At 36.5% G+C, this 18,667-nt stretch carries 9 protein-coding genes; all 9 read left to right on the top strand.

Features of this window, described 5'->3' with window-relative positions; translation table 11 throughout:
* Positions 1 to 27: 27 nt before the first annotated feature.
* The 9 genes from NCC77_RS15185 (at position 28) to NCC77_RS15145 (ending at position 18,627) form a co-directional block, all read left to right on the top strand.
* Positions 28 to 1,734, top strand: a complete 1,707-nt coding sequence (locus NCC77_RS15185) for a polysaccharide lyase (protein WP_250836341.1) — start codon at positions 28 to 30, stop codon at positions 1,732 to 1,734.
* 260 nt (positions 1,735 to 1,994) lie between these two features.
* The gene (locus tag NCC77_RS15180; RefSeq protein WP_250836340.1) at positions 1,995 to 5,147 is read left to right on the top strand and encodes a DUF6298 domain-containing protein; all 3,153 of its coding nucleotides are present in this window, start codon (positions 1,995 to 1,997) and stop codon (positions 5,145 to 5,147) included.
* Positions 5,148 to 5,303: 156 nt separating this feature from the next.
* The gene (locus NCC77_RS15175; protein WP_250836339.1) at positions 5,304 to 6,707 is read left to right on the top strand and encodes a glycoside hydrolase family 140 protein; all 1,404 of its coding nucleotides are present in this window, start codon (positions 5,304 to 5,306) and stop codon (positions 6,705 to 6,707) included.
* Between the two features lie 191 nt (positions 6,708 to 6,898).
* Positions 6,899 to 8,467, top strand: coding sequence for a glycoside hydrolase family 28 protein (locus NCC77_RS15170; RefSeq protein WP_250836338.1), 1,569 nt, complete (start codon positions 6,899 to 6,901; stop codon positions 8,465 to 8,467).
* A gap of 79 nt (positions 8,468 to 8,546) precedes the next feature.
* The gene (locus NCC77_RS15165) at positions 8,547 to 9,464 is read left to right on the top strand and encodes a glycoside hydrolase family 43 protein (RefSeq protein WP_250836337.1); all 918 of its coding nucleotides are present in this window, start codon (positions 8,547 to 8,549) and stop codon (positions 9,462 to 9,464) included.
* 132 nt (positions 9,465 to 9,596) lie between these two features.
* Positions 9,597 to 11,462, top strand: coding sequence for an exo-alpha-sialidase (locus tag NCC77_RS15160; protein WP_250836336.1), 1,866 nt, complete (start codon positions 9,597 to 9,599; stop codon positions 11,460 to 11,462).
* A gap of 188 nt (positions 11,463 to 11,650) precedes the next feature.
* Complete coding sequence (locus NCC77_RS15155; RefSeq protein WP_250836335.1) at positions 11,651 to 14,431, top strand: glycoside hydrolase family 78 protein; 2,781 nt, start codon at positions 11,651 to 11,653, stop codon at positions 14,429 to 14,431.
* A 149-nt stretch (positions 14,432 to 14,580) separates the two neighbouring features.
* Positions 14,581 to 15,999, top strand: coding sequence for an acetylxylan esterase (locus NCC77_RS15150; RefSeq protein WP_250836334.1), 1,419 nt, complete (start codon positions 14,581 to 14,583; stop codon positions 15,997 to 15,999).
* A 177-nt stretch (positions 16,000 to 16,176) separates the two neighbouring features.
* Entirely contained in the window at positions 16,177 to 18,627 is a 2,451-nt protein-coding gene (locus tag NCC77_RS15145) for a glycoside hydrolase family 95 protein (protein WP_250836333.1), read from the top strand.
* Positions 18,628 to 18,667 lie beyond the last annotated feature (40 nt).

Genomic DNA, 18,667 nt, shown 5'->3' with positions numbered 1-18,667 from the left:
CTATTAACTACAACCACACACAATTCAATGCAAAATATTTTCCCAAAACATACTTTAAAGAGAACATTTATGGCGTTGTCATTTTGTTCTCTTGTATCGTCGGCATATGCCCAATATCCTGTAATTCCAAAACCTGTTCAGGAAAAAGCAGATGCTATTTTGGCTGATGAAGAAAAAAGGCTGAGCCAGATCTGGAATGCTAATCTTCACATCATCAAAGAAGAGGCAAAACAAGGAAAACCATATTTGCCTTGGGCTTCATATCCTAAAGATTTTGTTTTGGCAGATATTCCTGCTTTCCCAGGTGCCGAAGGGGGTGGAGCTTACACACAAGGCGGACGTGGCGGAAAAATATTTGTGGTTACGAGTTTAGAAGACAGCGGAAAAGGAACTTTCCGTGAAGCCTGTGAAGCTGTTGGAGCAAGAACAATTGTTTTCAACGTTTCAGGAATTATTCAATTGAAAAAAAGAATCAGCATGCGTGCGCCTTACGTAACCATTGCTGGACAAACCGCTCCGGGTGACGGAATTTGTATTGCTGGAGAAACGTTAGAAATCGATACTCACGACGTTATTATTCGTCATATGCGTTTCCGTCGTGGAGCTACAGAAGTAACGAGAAGAGATGATGCATTAGGAGGAAATCCAATGGGAAATATTATTGTAGATCACTGTTCTGTTAGCTGGGGATTAGATGAAAATATTTCGCTATACAGACATCAGTTTGCAGCTAATGCAAAATCGAAACTGGAAAAATTACCAGCTTGTAATATCACGATTCAAAATACTATTTCATCAGAAGGTTTAGATACTTATAATCATGCTTTCGGAAGTACAATCGGCGGATTAAATAGTACTTTTATGCGCAACTTATGGGCTGACAACATTTCAAGAAATGCTTCTATAGGAATGTATGGCGACTTTAATTTTGTGAATAACGTAGTATTTAATTGGTGGAATCGTACGCTTGACGGCGGAGATTATCGTTCGATGTTAAACATCATCAACAATTATTTCAAACCTGGTCCAATTACGCCACAAAACGAACCTATTGCACATAGAATTGTGAAACCAGAATCTGGTTATATTGAACCAAAACAATACGGAAGAGCGTATGTTTCAGGAAACTTTATTGTTGGTTCGCCTGAAGTTACAGCAGACAACTGGAATGGCGGAGTGCAATTGGAAAATCTTCCAGAAGCAGAAACAAAAGAATTTTTGGCAGCGATAAAACAGCCAAAACCTTTCTCAATGCCAAAATTCAATATCATGTCGGCAGAAGAAGCTTATGATTTTGTTTTGACGAATGTTGGAGCAACAATTCCAAAGAGAGATGCTGTTGATGAAAGAATTATCAAACAAGTTAAAACTGGAAAAATCGAAGTAAAAGACGGTTTAGAAAATAATATCGGAAAAGAATATATCAAAAGAAGATTACCTGCCGATTCTTATAAAAAAGGAATCATAACACATCCTGATCAAGTTGGCGGATATCCAACTTACAAAGGAAAAGCCTATAAAGATTCAGACAATGACGGAATTCCAGATGCTTGGGAAAAGAAATATGGTTTAAATCCGAATGATGCTTCAGACGCTAATAAAGATGCAAACGGAGACGGATATACCAACATCGAAAAGTATTTTAACGGAATCGACCCAAACAGTAAAACAGATTGGACAAAAATTGAAAATAATACGGATACTTTAGCGAAATTAAAGTCTTTATTGCAATAGAAAAATTATGAAGACCTAACAGGTTTTTAAAATCTGTTAGGTCTCTTAACTGTAATATATCCGTTTAGTTTGTCATTTCGACGAAGGAGAAATCTTCGCGAGAAACTCCGCAAAGGATATCAATCTTTGTCGATTTAGCAACGAAGATTTCTCCTTCGTCGAAATGACAAGATTGGAGAAAATAGGATTTTATAAATTTATTGTTCCTTAAAAGGTTAATTTTAAAAATCTAAACTCTGAAATTTAAATTAAGAAAAAAAGTGAATTTCGATCAATTAAAAAATATCGTTTCTTCTTTCAAAAACACATTTTCTTTAATGTGTATTACTTTGTTTATTAGCGGAAACATCACAGCTCAAAACAATTTCCCAGACATCATAAAAAACAAAGAAGGAAAACTTTCTTTCACAACAGATAATCAAGGAAATCAAATTCCTGATTTTTCTTTTGCAGGATATAGAAACTCAGAAGTTGCGATTCCGAATCTGGACAACAAAATTTTCGTTTCTATACAAGAGGATGATGCAACGCAGAAAATCCAAAACGCAATTGATTATGTAAGTGCATTAAAACCAGATAAATCAGGATTTCGCGGAGCAGTTTTGTTAGACAAAGGAACTTTTAAAATCAGCGGAACATTATACATCAGGAAATCGGGAGTAGTTTTAAGAGGAAGCGGAAATTCCGAAAACGGAACCATACTTTTAGGAACCGGATTAGAAAGAGAAGCTTTAATTAGAATTGTAGGCATAAACGATAAAGTGTATAAAGATTCATTTGAATTCGCTAACGCTTATACGCCACTTGGAACTCAGAAAATCCAATTAAAAAATACTTCAAAATTAAAAGTTGGAGAAGAAATCGAAATCAGCAAACCTTTAACAGATAATTTCATTAAAGAAGTAAACATGCAGGATTTCGGTGGAGAAACTTCTTGGATTGGCTGGAAAAAAGGCGACTGGATTACCACTTGGAATCGTGTCGTTACCAAAATCAACGGAAACGAAGTAACCGTAAATGCTCCAATTACAATGTCATTAGATGATGTTTTCGGAACTTCAAACGTAACCGTTTATTCATGGTCAGGAAGAATTGAAAATAACGGAATTGAAAATATCTTAATAAAATCAACTTATAATGCTTCTAATTTAAAAGATGAAGAACACCGCTGGCAGGCAATCAGCATTGAAAGCGCTAGAAATGCTTGGGTAAAACAAGTGAATTTCAAACACTTTGCAGGCGGAGCCGTTACGATTTTAAAAACAAGTCAGCAAATTACGGTTGAAGATTGTATGGCAACAGAACCAATTTCAGAAATAGCTTCATTTAGAAGACATACTTTTTATACAGAAGGCCAGCAGACTCTATTTCAGCGTTGTTATTCAGAATTTGGATATCATGATTTCGCTGTGGGCGGATTCGGGACAACTGGTCCAAATGCTTTCGTACAATGCGAATCACATTTACCATTCGAAAACAGCGGTGCAATCGGAAGCTGGGCAACCGGAGTTTTATTTGACATTGCCAATATCGACGGAAAAGCATTAAGTTATAATAACAGAGAACAAGGCGGAAGAGGAGCAGGATGGACAGCAGCTAATTCTGTAATCTGGGAATCATCGGCATCAAAAGTAGAATGTTATAGTCCGCCAACAGCACAAAACTGGGCTTTTGGAGTTTGGGGACAATTTGGAGGAAACGGACATTGGAAAGACGTTAACGGACACATCAGTCCAAGAAGTTTATTCTACACGCAGTTAGAAGCTAGATTAGGAAAACTTCCAGTTCAGCCATTTATTTACGATTTAGGTTCAGAACCATCTTCAAGTCCGAGTATTGAAGTTGCAGCTGAATTGACTAAAAATTCGGCTACAACCGCAAAAAGTTTACAAGAATGGATTGCAGAAGCTTCAAAAGCAAATCCGATTAATACTGACAGTAAAGGTTTAAAAAATGCAAACGATTTAAAAGTTGCTTCAAATAAAACAGAAAAATCAGCTTCAAAAGTAACAACTCAAAACGGCTGGCTAACTTTTGAAGGAAAAGTAATTGCAGGAAAACAAACCAATGTCGCATGGTGGAGAGGCGATTTAACCGATGATTTCGTAAACAAATCAACACCGCACATTACGCGTTTTGTACCTGGAAGAACTGGAAACGGATTGACCGATAAAGTTCAGGAAACTGTAGACTATTTAACTAAAAACAATATCGTTTCCTTAGAACACAATTACGGTTTATGGTACGACAGAAGAATGGACGATCACGAACGTGTTCGAAGAATCGATGATGATGTTTGGCCTCCGTTTTACGAACAGCCTTTCGCAAGAAGCGGACAAGATCTAGCTTGGGATCATTTAAGTAAATATGATTTAACAAAATTCAACGATTGGTACTGGAGTCGTTTAGCGCAGTTTGCAACGCTTGCAGAACCAAACGGACAAATGTTAATCAATCAGCAATATTTTCAGCACAATATTTTAGAGGCAGGAGCGCATTGGGCAAGTTCACCTTGGCGTTCAGCAAACAATATCAACAGCACAGGATTTCCTGAGCCACCGCCTTATGCAGGAGATAAACGTATTTTTATGGCGGAGCAGTTTTATGATATTACGAATGCTCAAAGAAGAAAATTACACGAAGGTTTCATCAGAAAATCATTCGAAAACTTTCAGGAAAACAGCAACGTAATTCAGTTGACAAGTGCCGAATATACAGGTCCGTTACATTTTATGGAATTCTGGTTAGACCAAGCCCAAAAGTGGAAAGACGAAACAGGAAAAAAAGGCTTAATTGGTTTAAGTGCCACAAAAGATGTTCAGGATGCTATTTTAAATGATGCTAAAAGAGTAAAAACCGTTGACGTAATCGACATTCGTTATTGGTATTACAAAGAAGACGGTTCAGCTTACGCTCCACAAGGAGGCGTAAATTTAGCACCAAGACAGCACGCTAGAAAGCTAAAAACCGGAAAAGAAACCGACAATCAGGTATATCGCGCCGTTCGTGAATACAGAGAAAAATATCCTGAAAAAGTCATTTTATATTCAACAGACGGTTCTTCAAGATTCGGATGGCCAGCTTTAATGGCTGGAGCTTCGTTGCCAAACATTCCAAAAATCGAATTACCACAGTTTTATGCCGCTTTAAGCGAAATGAAATTAGTTGACGGAAATACGTTTTCAGATAACCTTTGGAAATTGGAGAACAAAGGAAAAAGCTATCTTTTTTATTTGAAAAACGACCAAGATATCACAATCGATTTATCAAACGAAAAAGGAACATTTGAAGTATTTGCAATCAACGCAACAACAGGAAATATAACGAAAAAAGCAAATATCAGCGGAGGAAAACAAGTGACAATCCCACAAGCCGAAATAAAAGAAAAAGTGCTTTTTGTAGTAAAGAAATAAAAGTTTTAATAGCCACGAATTCACGAATTAATTTTGAGAAGAATTAATCTGATTAATTACCTAAATCTGCGTGAAATAAAACACAAAGATTATAAAAAAATAATTCGTGAATTCGTGGCTAAAAACCAAAAAACATAAATTCAAAAACAAACCAAAATGAATCTGAAAATTAAATCTTTATACGCTCTTTGTATAAGCTTTATGTTGACAGCACAAAGCGGATTTTCGCAATCTGCCAAAACAAAAGCATCTCTGCCTGAAATCAAAGTATCTAAAAATCAGCATTATTTTGTTACCGAAAACGAAAAACCATTTTTCTGGTTAGGAGACACGGGCTGGCTGGCATTCGGAAAACTGGATAGAGCAGGCGTTGAGAAATATTTCAAAGACAGAAAAGACAAAGGGTTCAATGTTGTTCAGGTAATGGTTTTACATAACATAAATGCCGTTAACGTTTATGGTGATGCAGCGTTAATCAACGAAGACGTTTCAAAACCCTTAATTACGGCAGGAAATGATTTTAAAGATGCGAAGCAATACGATTATTGGGATCATGTAGATTACACTCTAGACGTGGCTCAGAAAAACGGAATTTATTTGGCCATGGTTCCGGTTTGGGGAACAAACGTTTCAAAAGGAAATAAAGTAAGCAAAGAACAGGCAACTGAATATGCGAAGTTCTTAGCTAATCGTTATAAAAACAGAACCAACGTAATTTGGTTAAATGGAGGAGATACGCACGGAAACGAATTTCAGGATATCTGGAATGCCATCGGAAATACTTTAAAAACCAATAATCCAAACCAATTAGTGACTTTTCATCCTTTTGGAAGAACTGATTCTTCAGAGAACTTCCACAACGAAAAATGGCTGGATTTCAATATGTTCCAATCCGGACATAGAAGATACGATCAGGATTCATCAAAAACGAATTTTAAAGAAGACAATTACAAATTTGTACTAAGAGATTTCGAATTAAAACCAACAAAACCTACACTTGACGGAGAGCCATCTTACGAAGGAATTCCGCACGGTTTGCACGATACTCTACAGCCAAAATGGACAGCAAGCGATGTTCGTCGTTACGGATACTGGTCGGTTTTATCAGGCGGAGCAGGTTATACGTACGGACATAACGCTGTAATGCAAATGTTCAGAAAAGGAGATAAACCAGCGTACGGAAACAAAGAATTATGGACATCAGCCATTAATGCGCCTGGAGCAAAACAAATGGTTTATATTAAAAGATTAATGGAAGAGTTTCCATTTATAGAAGGAGTTCCAGATGTTTCTTTAGTGGTGAATCAAGGTGAGAAATACGATTATATTCCAGCTATAAGAGGAGAAAAATACGCTTTATTATACACGTACAACGGAAGAATAATAGAAGTAAAACTTGGTAAAATTTCAGGAGATAAATTCGAAGCGACTTGGTACAATCCAAGAACTGGAAAGAAAACCAAAATCGGAACATTTGACAATAAAGGAACTCAAAATTTTCAGCCAGAAGGAAAAAAAGAAGATGGTAATGACTGGGTTTTGATTTTGAGATCTATTTAGGAACGAGAGACCTAACAGGTTTTTAAAACCTGTTAGGTCTGGTCACAGTAACCACAATCTTGTCATTTCGACTGAAAGGAGAAATCACACAAGAAACTCGACAAAGATTGGCGAATTATTTTACGGAATTTCTAGTGAGATTCCTCGTTCCTCGGAATGACAAAAAGTACGATTATCCAAAAAACACAACTATGAAAAATATACTAATAATACTCTGCTTCATAACCGGATTAAACACCGCTTTCGCAAACGACGGCTGGCTAAACATCTTAAACGAAGGAGGAAACAACAAAGGAATAAAATGTACCCAAGCCATTCAAAATGCCATCGAAAAAGCATCTAAAAACGGCGGAGGAACTATCTTTTTTCCTGCGGGAGAATATTTAACAGGAGCTTTAACACTAAGAAGCAACATTACGATTCATTTAGATTCTGGAGCACTTTTGAAATTTTCAGAGAACTTTGATGATTTTCTACCTTATGTAGAGATGCGTTACGAAGGAATTGTAATGAAAAGCTTCCAACCCTTATTTTACGCAAAAGACGTAGAAAACATCACAATCACAGGAAGAGGCATAATCGACGGACAGGGAAAAGCGTGGTGGAATGAAGTGTACCGAATTGAAACTGCTAAAGAACCACTTCCTCCAACCAAATACCAAACCATGTGGGAAGAGCAAAACAAAGGTCTTTACACAGAACCGTATTATAAAAGAACGGTGGACAAGAAATTCTTCAGACCTTCTTTCTTTCAGGCTTACAATTGTAAAAATATTTTAATTGAAGGTGTTACGTTTCAAAATTCACCTTTCTGGACCATTAACCCAGAATTCTGTGATAATGTGACCGTTACAGGAATTTCAATTTTCAATCCGCATTCGCCAAATACAGACGGAATCAATCCTTCTTCTTGCACGAATGTTCATATTTCAAATTGCCATATCAGCGTTGGGGACGATTGTATTACGATCAAATCAGGAAGAGACGGAGACGGACGTAAATATGGAAAAGCTACAGAAAACGTAACGATCACAAACTGCACCATGTTAAGCGGTCACGGCGGAGTAGTTATCGGAAGCGAAATGTCTGGCGGAATCAAAAAAATCACCATTTCAAATTGTGTTTTTGATGGAACAGATCGCGGAATCCGTATCAAATCGGCTCGTGGAAGAGGCGGTGTTGTAGAAGATATTCGTGTCGATAATATCGTCATGAAAAACATCAAAGAAGAAGCTATTGTTTTAAGTCTTTTCTACGATAAAGGAACTCAGGTTGATCCAGTAACCGAAAAAACGCCGATTTTCAGAAACATTCACATGAGTAATATTACAGCTTCAAACGTAAACAAAGCTGGACAGATTCTGGGAATTACCGAAATGCCGATTCAAAATATCACTTTCTCGAACATCAATATGGATGGAAAAGAAGGTTTTACAGTAAGTACAGCCACAGATGTTGAATTTCACGATGTAAAAGTAAATGCAACCGTTGGTTCTTCTTTCAAAATATCAGATTCAAAAAATATCATTTTAGATAATGTTGGATCTTCAACACCAATAAAAGGCGTTCCGGTTATCAAATTAGATAATATTTCTAATGCGTTGATTAATAATAATTTTCCATTCAATCCAACCGATATTTTTATCGAAGCGGATGGAAAAGACACTAAAAACATTTTCTTGAAAAATAATGTTTTAAACAACGTGACAACGAAAATCAAAAAAGGCGCTTCTTTAGATAAAAAAGCAATTACAGAATAGATTATAATAACACTAATTTCACGAATTTACACCAATTTAATTCGTGATAATTCGTGAAATTAGTGTTCAATTTTATATCATGAAAAAAATATTCATCATACTAACCCTTTCGCTTTTTGCTGTGAGTTATTCGCAGAAAAAGAAAGATTTATATCTTTTTACGTCGTTTAGAGAACCCGCAACAGAAGGTTTATATTTGGCATATAGCGAAGACGGTTACAACTGGAAGGGATTAGAAGGATCATTTTTAAAACCAGAAATCGGAGCCAGTAAAATCATGCGTGACCCATCAATCACAAAAGGAGCAGACGGAACGTATCATATGGTTTGGACAACTGACTGGAAAGGTGGAAATGGTTTTGGCTATGCCAGTTCAAAAGATTTGATTCATTGGTCAGAACAACAATATATTCCTGTGATGAAAAACGAACCAGAAGTGGTAAACGTTTGGGCGCCTGAGATTTTTTATGATGATGTAAAAAAAGAATATATCATTATTTGGGCATCGACAATTCCGTTTAGATATCCAAAAGGAGTAGAAGAAGAGAAAAACAACCACAGAATGTATTATGTAACGACTAAGGATTTCAAAACGTTTTCAGATACAAAATTATATTACGATGCAGGTTTCAGTGTAATTGATTGTGTGATTGTCAAAAAAAGCAAAAAAGATTATGTTTTGGTTTTGAAAGACAATACGAGACCCATGCGAAACATAAAAGTAGCTTTCGGAAAATCTCCTTTAGGTCCATTTCAAAAAAGTTCAGAGCCTTTAACTGAATATTTATCGGAAGGCCCGACAGTAGTTAAAGTCGATAAAAACTGGTTGTTGTATTATGACAATTACGGTTCAAAAAATTATAAAGCCCTAAGCACAACAGATTTTGTTCATTTTGAAGATGTATCATCCAAAATAAGCCTTCCAGAAGGACATAAACACGGAACGATTACAACAATCTCTCACGACGTTTTGAAGGGATTAATAGAAAAAAAATAGTTAGAAAAATTTCAGGCAGATCTAAAAATGATTTAAGCAGATCAAGCAGATTTTTATTTTAAATTATAGCAGAAAAAATCTGCGTTGATCAGCTAAAATCTGCAAAATCTGCGTGAAACAAAAAAATATAGAATGATTACTTTCCAAAACATAAAAACCAACATCATAACCACAGCCACAATTTTATTGGCTTGCACCGCTGTAAATGCACAAAACGACACAGTGCGTTATGTTGGCAAAACAGTTTCAAACATCGATTACCATCACGGACAGTTAAGTCCAGCGGTTGGAGTTCACGCTACGCAAATTATGCGTGCAAGCCGTGAACATCCCGAGAAAGCTGATGGTTTTGGCTGGACTTACAACCACCAGCCGATGGTGGCGTATTGGAATAATACTTTTTATTTACATTATTTAAGCGATCCTTCAGGTGAGCATATTCCGCCAAGCCAAACTTTATTAATGACTTCTAAAGACGGTGTCACGTGGACTAAACCAGAAGTGATTTTCCCAATTTATCGAATTCCAGACGGATGGAAAAAAGAAGGCGTTGAAGGCGTTGCCAAAAACCTCGATGCAATTATGCACCAAAGAATGGGCTTTTATACGTCAAAAGACAAAAGACTTTTTGCCTTAGCATATTACGGAATCGCAATGGATGAAAAAGACGATCCAAACGACGGAAAAGGAATTGGACGTGTAATCCGTGAAATCAAGAAAGACGGAAGTTTTGGTGAAATTTATTTCATTAGATACAACAAAACTTGGGATAAATCGAAATCGAAATTCCCATTTTATACCACATCAAAAGACAAAGGTTTGAAAAAAGCCTGCGAAGAAATTTTATCAGAACCATTGGTTTTACAGCAATGGGTGGAAGAAGCCGATCGTGATGATGAATTGATTCCGTTACAGAAACCTTACAAAGCCTTTAGTTATTACCATTTGCCAAACGGAAACGTAGTCGGTTTATGGAAACATGCTTTAACTTCGATCAGCAAAGACGGAGGAAAATCTTGGGATTATATGCCATTGCGTGCGCCGGGATTTGTAAACAGCAATGCTAAAATCTGGGGACAAAAAACGTCAGACAATCGTTATGCGACACTTTATAATCCGTCAGAATATCGTTGGCCTTTGGCAATTTCAACAAGTGATGATGGATTGAATTATAAAGATTTATTATTAGTTCACGGAGAAGTAAGTCCGATGCGTTACGGTGGAAACTACAAATCAGCAGGCCCTCAATACGTTCGCGGAATTACAGAGAAAAACGGAACTCCACCAGACGGAAAAATCTGGGTAGGTTACAGTATGAACAAAGAGGATATTTGGGTGGCTTCGATTCCAGTTCCAGTAACTTCGGTTGTTACCGAAAATGTAAATGACGTTTTCAATACTCTTCCAGACGGACAAGAATTAAAATTATGGAATACGTACGATCTTTCCTGGGCATCGACAAAAATCGAAAAGAAAGCTGATGGTAAAAAATGGCTGACTTTAAGAGATCAGGATTATTTTGACTATTCACGTGCTGAAAGAGTTATTCCTTTTGCATCAAAAATGGAAGCCATTTTCACAGTTAAACCAGAGCAAAACAATCATGGTTTATTGCAGATTGAATTCCAAAACAAACAAGGTTTACCATCGGTAAGATTGATTTTTGATTCGGATGGAGAATTAAAGGTAAAAAATGGTGCGCGTTTGAGTTCGGTTACAAAATATGAAGCAAACAAATCATATACAATCACAGTTAAATTAGATGCTAAAAACCGTCAGTATACTATAAAAGTAAACGATGGAAAAGAATCAACAAAGATATTTTATGCGCCAACAGATGGTTTCGAGCGAATTATGTTCCGCACAGGAGAACAGAGACATTCGCCAGATGCTGACACAGCGCCAGACACAGACGATTACGACGATCTGCCTCAAACCGGAAAATTAATTCCAGAGGCAGTATTCAATATCGAATCTTTGATTACTAAAAAGTTATAATTATTTTACCATTAAGAGATTAAGTAAATTAAGCTGAATGTTTAGTTTGACTTATTTGAGGTCATAAAGTTTTCACACCGAAAGATTAAGTAAAGGAAGACTTAATGAACTAAATTTAAGGCTTAGATTTTCGACATGATGAGCTTAATTTACTTAATATCTTAATGGTTAAATTAAAAATTTATAAAGTGAATATTTCAAAATCCATATTAACCTTCATTTTTGTTTTTTTCTTTTTCATTTCAAATGGACAAATTCTGCCTGTACGCCTAACAACAGAAATGGCCGAAAATCCATTAGCAGTTGTTGAAAATCAGCCGAGATTGAGCTGGCAGTTGGTTTCAAAAGAATCCGATGCATCGCAAGTTGCTTATTTGATTTTAGTAGCTTCATCAGAAGAAAAATTGAACAATGACGACGGAGATATTTGGAACAGCGGAAGAGTTAATACCGATAAAAACCTTCATATCGTTTATAACGGAAAACCATTAAAAAGCGAAACCAAATATTTCTGGAAAGTAAAAGTGTGGAATCAGTCAGGGAAAGTTTCAAAATGGAGTAGAACAGCTTCATTCAGAACCGCTCCATTAGAATCCGATTTAAATCCGACTTGGATTGGTGCAATTACCAAAGCTGACAGTCATTTACCAGAAGGAAGAAATTATCACACAGCCACTTTCAACAGAGAAAAAAAGAACTCGTTTATCAACGCTTCCGATTCCTTGGCACGAAGAAGTATTATGTTGCGTAAGCCTTTTGAAGTTGAAAAAGCAGTCAAAGAAGCTATAGTTTACATTTCAGGATTAGGACATTACGAATTGACTATCAACGGTAATAAAGTGGGTAACAGCCAATTTGCGCCTTTGTGGACAGATTATGATAAAACGGTTAATTACAATGTTTACGAATTAAGCGCAAAAGAATTTCAAAAAGGCGATAACATAATTGCTGTTTTGTTAGGAAACGGAATGTACAATACATTGGCAGAACGATATACGAAATTCTTCGTGAGTTTTGGTCCGCCGACTTTATTCTTTAAGATGAAAATCAAGTATAATGATGGTTCAGAAGAAATTATAAAGTCAGATAGAACTTGGAAATACAGCAAAAGTCCGATTACGTACAATAGTATTTTTGGAGGAGAAGATTACAATGCCAATCTAGAACAAAAAGGTTGGAACAGAAAAGGTTTCAAAGATAGAGATTGGAAAAAAGTTGTGGTTCAAGAAGCGCCAAAAGGAGTTTTAAGACCGCAGACTGCTCCGCCAGTTACAATTCAGAAACAATACGAAGTTAAAACCGTAAAAGAGTTAAAACCGAATTTCTATGTTTTTGATATGGGACAAAATCTTTCAGGATTTCCAACCATCAAAGTAAAAGGAAAAAGAGGACAGACCATTCGTGTTTGGGTTGCTGAAGGTTTAAATGAAGAAGGTACAATTGCGCAGGGAAGATCTGGAAAACCTTATTATTATGATTATACTTTAAAAGGAGATGGAACAGAAGAATGGACACCAAAATTCAGTTTCTACGGTTATCAATATGTTCAGATTGAAAATATTAATTATAAAGAAGATAAGAACAAGGAACTTCCAACTTTGGTTGATTTAAAATCGAATTTCATTTACAATTCGGCTGGAGAAGCTGGAAGTTTTGCCTGTTCAAATGAGATTTTCAATAAAACACACGAACTAATCAATAACTCGATCAAAAGTAATTTCCAAAGTGTTTTTACCGATTGTCCGCAACGTGAAAAGTTAGGATGGCTCGAAGAAATTCAGTTGAATGGGCCGGGATTAATGTTCAATTATAACTTGCAAACTTTCCTTCCTGCAACGATGCAGAATATTTCTGATTCACAAAGAGAAAATGGTTTAATTCCGACAATAGTTCCCGAATATGTCATTTTTGGAGGCGACTTTACTGATTCGCCAGAATGGGGTGTTACAGGCGTGATTCTGCCTTGGATGTATTATGAATATTACGGAGATGCTTCATTACTTGAGAAATATTTTCCTGTAATGAAGAATTACGTGGATTATTTAGGAACGAAAGCAACAAACCATATCGTTTCACACGGATTAGGCGATTGGTACGATTACGGAACGCATCCAGCAGGATATTCTAAAAATAGTCCGATTGCGCTTTCTGCGACTTCGCACTATTATTATGGAGCTTATTTAGTAGCAAAAGCATCAAAATTATTAGGAAAAACGGAAGATTTTGAGAAATATAATGATTTGGCTTCTGATATTAAAACAGCTTTCAACAACGAATTTTTCAACAAGGAAACCAAACAGTACGGAACAAACAGCCAATTTAGCAATGCCGTTCCGATCTTTATGGATATTGTAGAACCGCAGTATAAAGAAGCTGTAATGCAAAATTTACTAGCAGATATCAAAGAAAAAGGAGATTGTTTAACAACGGGAGATGTCGGAAATCGTTATTTATTCCAGACTTTGGCAAGAAATGGCGAAAACGAAACGATGTACAGAATGCACAATCATTACGATGCTCCGGGTTATGGTTTTCAGATTAAATTTGGCTTGACCACTTTAACGGAGCAATGGGATCCGAGAAAAGGAAATTCGTGGAATCACTTTATGTTAGGGCAAATCGAAGAATGGTTTTACCAAAGTTTGGCAGGAATTATGTCTGATCCTGAAAAACCAGGATTTAAACATTTCTTTATTCAGCCGGAAGTGGTTGGCGATATGACTTTCGCGAAAGCGGACTATCAATCGGTTTACGGAAAAATTGCTTCTTCTTGGGAAAAGAAAGATGGCAAATTTATTTTGACGGTTCAAATTCCGGTGAATACAACAGCGACAGTAAAATTACCAGTTGCTAAAAATTCAGAAATAAAAATTGACAATAAAAAGGTTAGGGCAGGTTTTGATGAAAAAGCCCAAAAGCCTTTTTTAGAGTTAGGATCTGGAATTTATACAATTGAATGCACAAAATAAAGGAACGCGGATGAGACGGATTTACTTCGTAAAGACGCGGATTTGCACGGATTTTTTTTAAGTAAAACAAATAAAAAATCCGTTTAAATCAGCGTTTTCGCGATAGCGAATCCGTTTTATCAGCGTACCAAAAACACAACAATATTAAAATGAAAAAAATAAAATACATCTTCTTAGTTTCCATTTTTGCTTTGACATTTGCCAATGCGCAAAGCACTTCTGATACTAATTTTAGAAAACCAGTATCAGAAACATTGAAAAAAATAGAAACTCTTTTTAATGTTACGATCAACGATGACAGAGGTTTATTAAAAGGAAAAGAATTAGACTATGCCGATTGGAGAATTGAACCTGGAAATCTGCCGCTTTCGCTGACTAATATTCTAGCACCGTTTGAATTAATGTATTTCAAACAACCTGATGGAACCTACATCATACGCAAGTATGAAAACCATAAAGTTTCGGTAGATAAAGGAAAAGAACGTTTGTTTTACTTAGAAAGCCTTTATTCTACTAAAGAGGAATGGGAAAAACGCAAAAAGGAGTTAAAAGCTTGTATGATTGAATCATTTGGTTTGGATAAGGCGCCCCCTACGCCGAAATCTAAACCACTTTTAACTCCAAAGAGAATTTATAAAGACTACAGTGTAGAAAATATTGCTTTGGAAATTCTGCCTGGAGTTTATGCAACAGGATCGATTTACAAACCTTATCCGCTAAATAAAAAAGCAGCTGTTATCTTAACACCAGACGGACATTTTGGCGACGGAAGATACAGAAAAGACGAGCAGTACCGTTGTGCTATGATGGCGAAAATGGGAGCAATTGTAGTGGGTTATGATTTATTTGCTTGGGGAGAATCGTTACTACAATTTCCAGAAGAAACACATAGAAATAGCATCGCATCTACGGTTCAGGTTTTAACTGGAATTCGTTTTTTGGATTATTTGGCAACGGTAAAAAATGCAGATATGTCACGAGTTGGCGTTACTGGAGGTTCCGGCGGAGGTTCGCATACGATGTTTTTAGCCGCAATTGACGATCGAGTAAAAGTTTCAGCTCCAGTTGTAATGGTTTCGTCTCATTTCTCAGGTGGTTGTCCATGCGAAAGTGGTCGTGGAATTCATCTTTGTGGAAACGGAACAAACAATGCCGAAATCTCTGCGATGATGGCACCAAAACCACAATTGATTGTTTCTGACGGAAAAGACTGGACATTGGCAGTTCCGGAATTAGAATTTCCTTTTATTCAAAGAACGTATGAATTGTACGGAAAGAAAGATTTAGTCGAAAATGCTCATTTTGCAAAAGAAGGACATGATTTCGGAATCTCGAAACGTATGGCTTTGTATCCGTTTATGGCGAAATATTTAAATCTTGATTTGAATAAAGTGAAGAATGAAAAAGGCGAAATAGACGAATCGACTTGTGTAATTGAACCTTATGAGAAATTATATGTTTTTGGAAACAAAGCTGAAAATCTGCCAAAAAACGCACTGAAAGATATCAACAAATTATATGAAATGTTCGGAGAAAAAAATCTGAAAGTTTACGAGGTTAAGAAATAGCCACGACCCGAGCGATAGCGAACAGGCGAAGCAATTCACGAATTTATTTTTTATAAACGATACGCAATTTTTACTTTAAAATTAATTGGATTAACTTTTTCGATAAAATTAGAGAAATAAAGCGCAAAGAATAGTTAGAGTAAATTCGTGAATTCGTGGCTAAAAAAAATATATACTATGAAGTTAAAAATTAAAATAACGGCAATATGTCTTGGAATTTTTTCCTTGACAGCAACAGCTCAAAGTGATCTGAAATTATGGTACGATAAACCAGCAGCAATCTGGAACGAAGCTTTGCCTTTGGGTAACGGACGTTTGGGTGCCATGGTCTTTGGTGATCCAGTGGTAGAACGTTTACAATTGAACGAAGAAACGATTTGGGCAGGTTCTCCAAACAGCAATGCACATTCAAAATCAATTAAAGCACTTCCGATTGTTCGTCAGTTAATTTTTGACGGAAAATTTGATGAAGCGCAGGATTTGGCTACGCAGGATATTATGTCGCAGACGAATGACGGAATGCCGTATCAGACTTTTGGAAGCGTTTATATTTCCTTCGCAGGACATCAAAAATATACCGATTATTACCGTGATTTAGACATCAGCAACGCTACTGCGAAAGTAAAATACAAAGTAAACGGCGTAGAATTTACACGAGAAATTCTAACTGCATTTTCAGATCAGGTAATTGTAGTGAAACTTTCTGCAAGTCAGCCAGGACAGATTACTTGTAATGTTTTCATGAACAGTCCGATCGATAAAACAGTCACTTCGACAGAAGGAAACCAGATTGTCCTTTCGGGAGTTGGAACTAACTTTGAAGGTGTAAAAGGAAAAGTAAAATTTCAAGGTCGATTAACGGCTAAAAACAAAGGCGGAGAAATCGATGCCAGCAACGGCGTTTTAAGCATCAATAAGGCTGATGAAGTGACTTTATACATTTCGATTGCAACCAACTTTAAAAACTATCAGGATATTTCAGGAGATGAAATTGCAAAAAGCAAAGACTATTTAGCGAAAGCCGAAGTAAAAGATTTTGAAACAATAAAGAAAGCGCATGTTGATTTTTACCAAAAATTCTTCAATAGAGTATCTCTAAATTTAGGTTCAAATGATTTGGTGAAGAAACCAACAAACGAAAGAATCAGAGATTTTTCGAAACAATTTGATCCGCAGTTAGCTTCGTTATATTTCCAATTCGGGCGTTATCTTTTAATTTCAAGTTCACAGCCAGGCGGTCAGCCAGCTAATTTGCAAGGAATTTGGAACGATATGGTAACACCGCCTTGGGACAGTAAATACACCACAAACATCAATGCCGAAATGAATTACTGGCCTGCACAAGTAACGAATTTGCAGGAAATGCACGAACCTTTTGTGCAAATGGCAAAAGAGTTAGCTGTAACTGGTGCAGAAACTGCCAGAATGATGTACAATGCAAACGGATGGGTTTTACATCACAATACTGATATTTGGCGTGTTACAGCTCCGGTAGATTCAGCTGCTTCGGGAATGTGGCCGACGGGTGGTGCTTGGGTTTGTCAGGATTTATGGGAAAGATATTTATACACGGGAGATAAAAAATACCTAGCAGAAATTTATCCTATCATGAAAGGTGCGGCCGATTTCTTTTTGGATTTCATGGTTATTGATCCAAATACGAAATATTTAGTGGTTGTTCCTTCAAGTTCACCAGAAAACACACACGCGGGCGGAACAGGAAAAGCGACAATTGCTTCTGGAACTACAATGGACAATCAGCTGATTTTTGATTTGTTTACGCATGTTATTGAAGCTTCGGCTTTGGTTTCTCCAGATGCTGTTTATGTGAAAAAAGTTAGCGATGCTTTGGCAAAAATGCCTCCAATGAAAATTGGAAAACACAATCAGTTGCAGGAATGGCAGGACGATTGGGACAATCCGAAAGACAATCACAGACACGTTTCGCATTTGTACGGATTGTATCCGAGCAATCAGATTTCGGCAATTAAAACGCCTGAATTATTTGAAGCAGCTAAACAATCTTTAATTTACAGAACAGACGAATCTACAGGCTGGTCAATGGGATGGAAAGTGAATTTATGGGCGAGATTATTAGACGGAAATCATGCTTATAAATTGATTCAGGATCAATTGCATTTGGTAACAGCTGACCAAAGAAAAGGCGGCGGAACGTATCCGAATATGCTAGATGCGCATCAGCCTTTTCAAATTGATGGTAACTTTGGATGCACAGCCGGTTTTGCCGAAATGTTGATGCAGAGTCAAGAAGATGCGATTCATTTATTACCTGCTTTACCAACGGTTTGGAAAGATGGAAGTGTAAAAGGATTGGTTGCCAGAGGCGGATTTGTAATTGATATGACGTGGAAAAATAATAAAGTTTCGGAGTTAAAAATCTATTCAAAAATTGGAGGAAACTGTAGATTAAAAGTAGAAAATACGTTGAAAGGCTCTTTGCTTAAAAAAGCAAAAGGAAAGAATCAGAATCCGTTGTTTTATGATGTAGAAGTGAAGAAACCGATTATTTCTAATGAAGCAAAATTGCCTAAAGTACAATTGCCAAATTATACTATTTACGATGTGAATATGAAAGCGGGGCAGACTTATATTTTTTCGGGGAATTAATATAACGAATTAAACCCGACAAGTTTTTAAAACCTGTCGG

Source organism: Flavobacterium tyrosinilyticum, from assembly GCF_023656565.1.
Classification (GTDB): Bacteria; Bacteroidota; Bacteroidia; order Flavobacteriales; family Flavobacteriaceae; genus Flavobacterium; species Flavobacterium tyrosinilyticum.
Note: the sequence above shows the minus strand (reverse complement) of the source record. Positions and strands in the feature narration are given on the sequence as shown.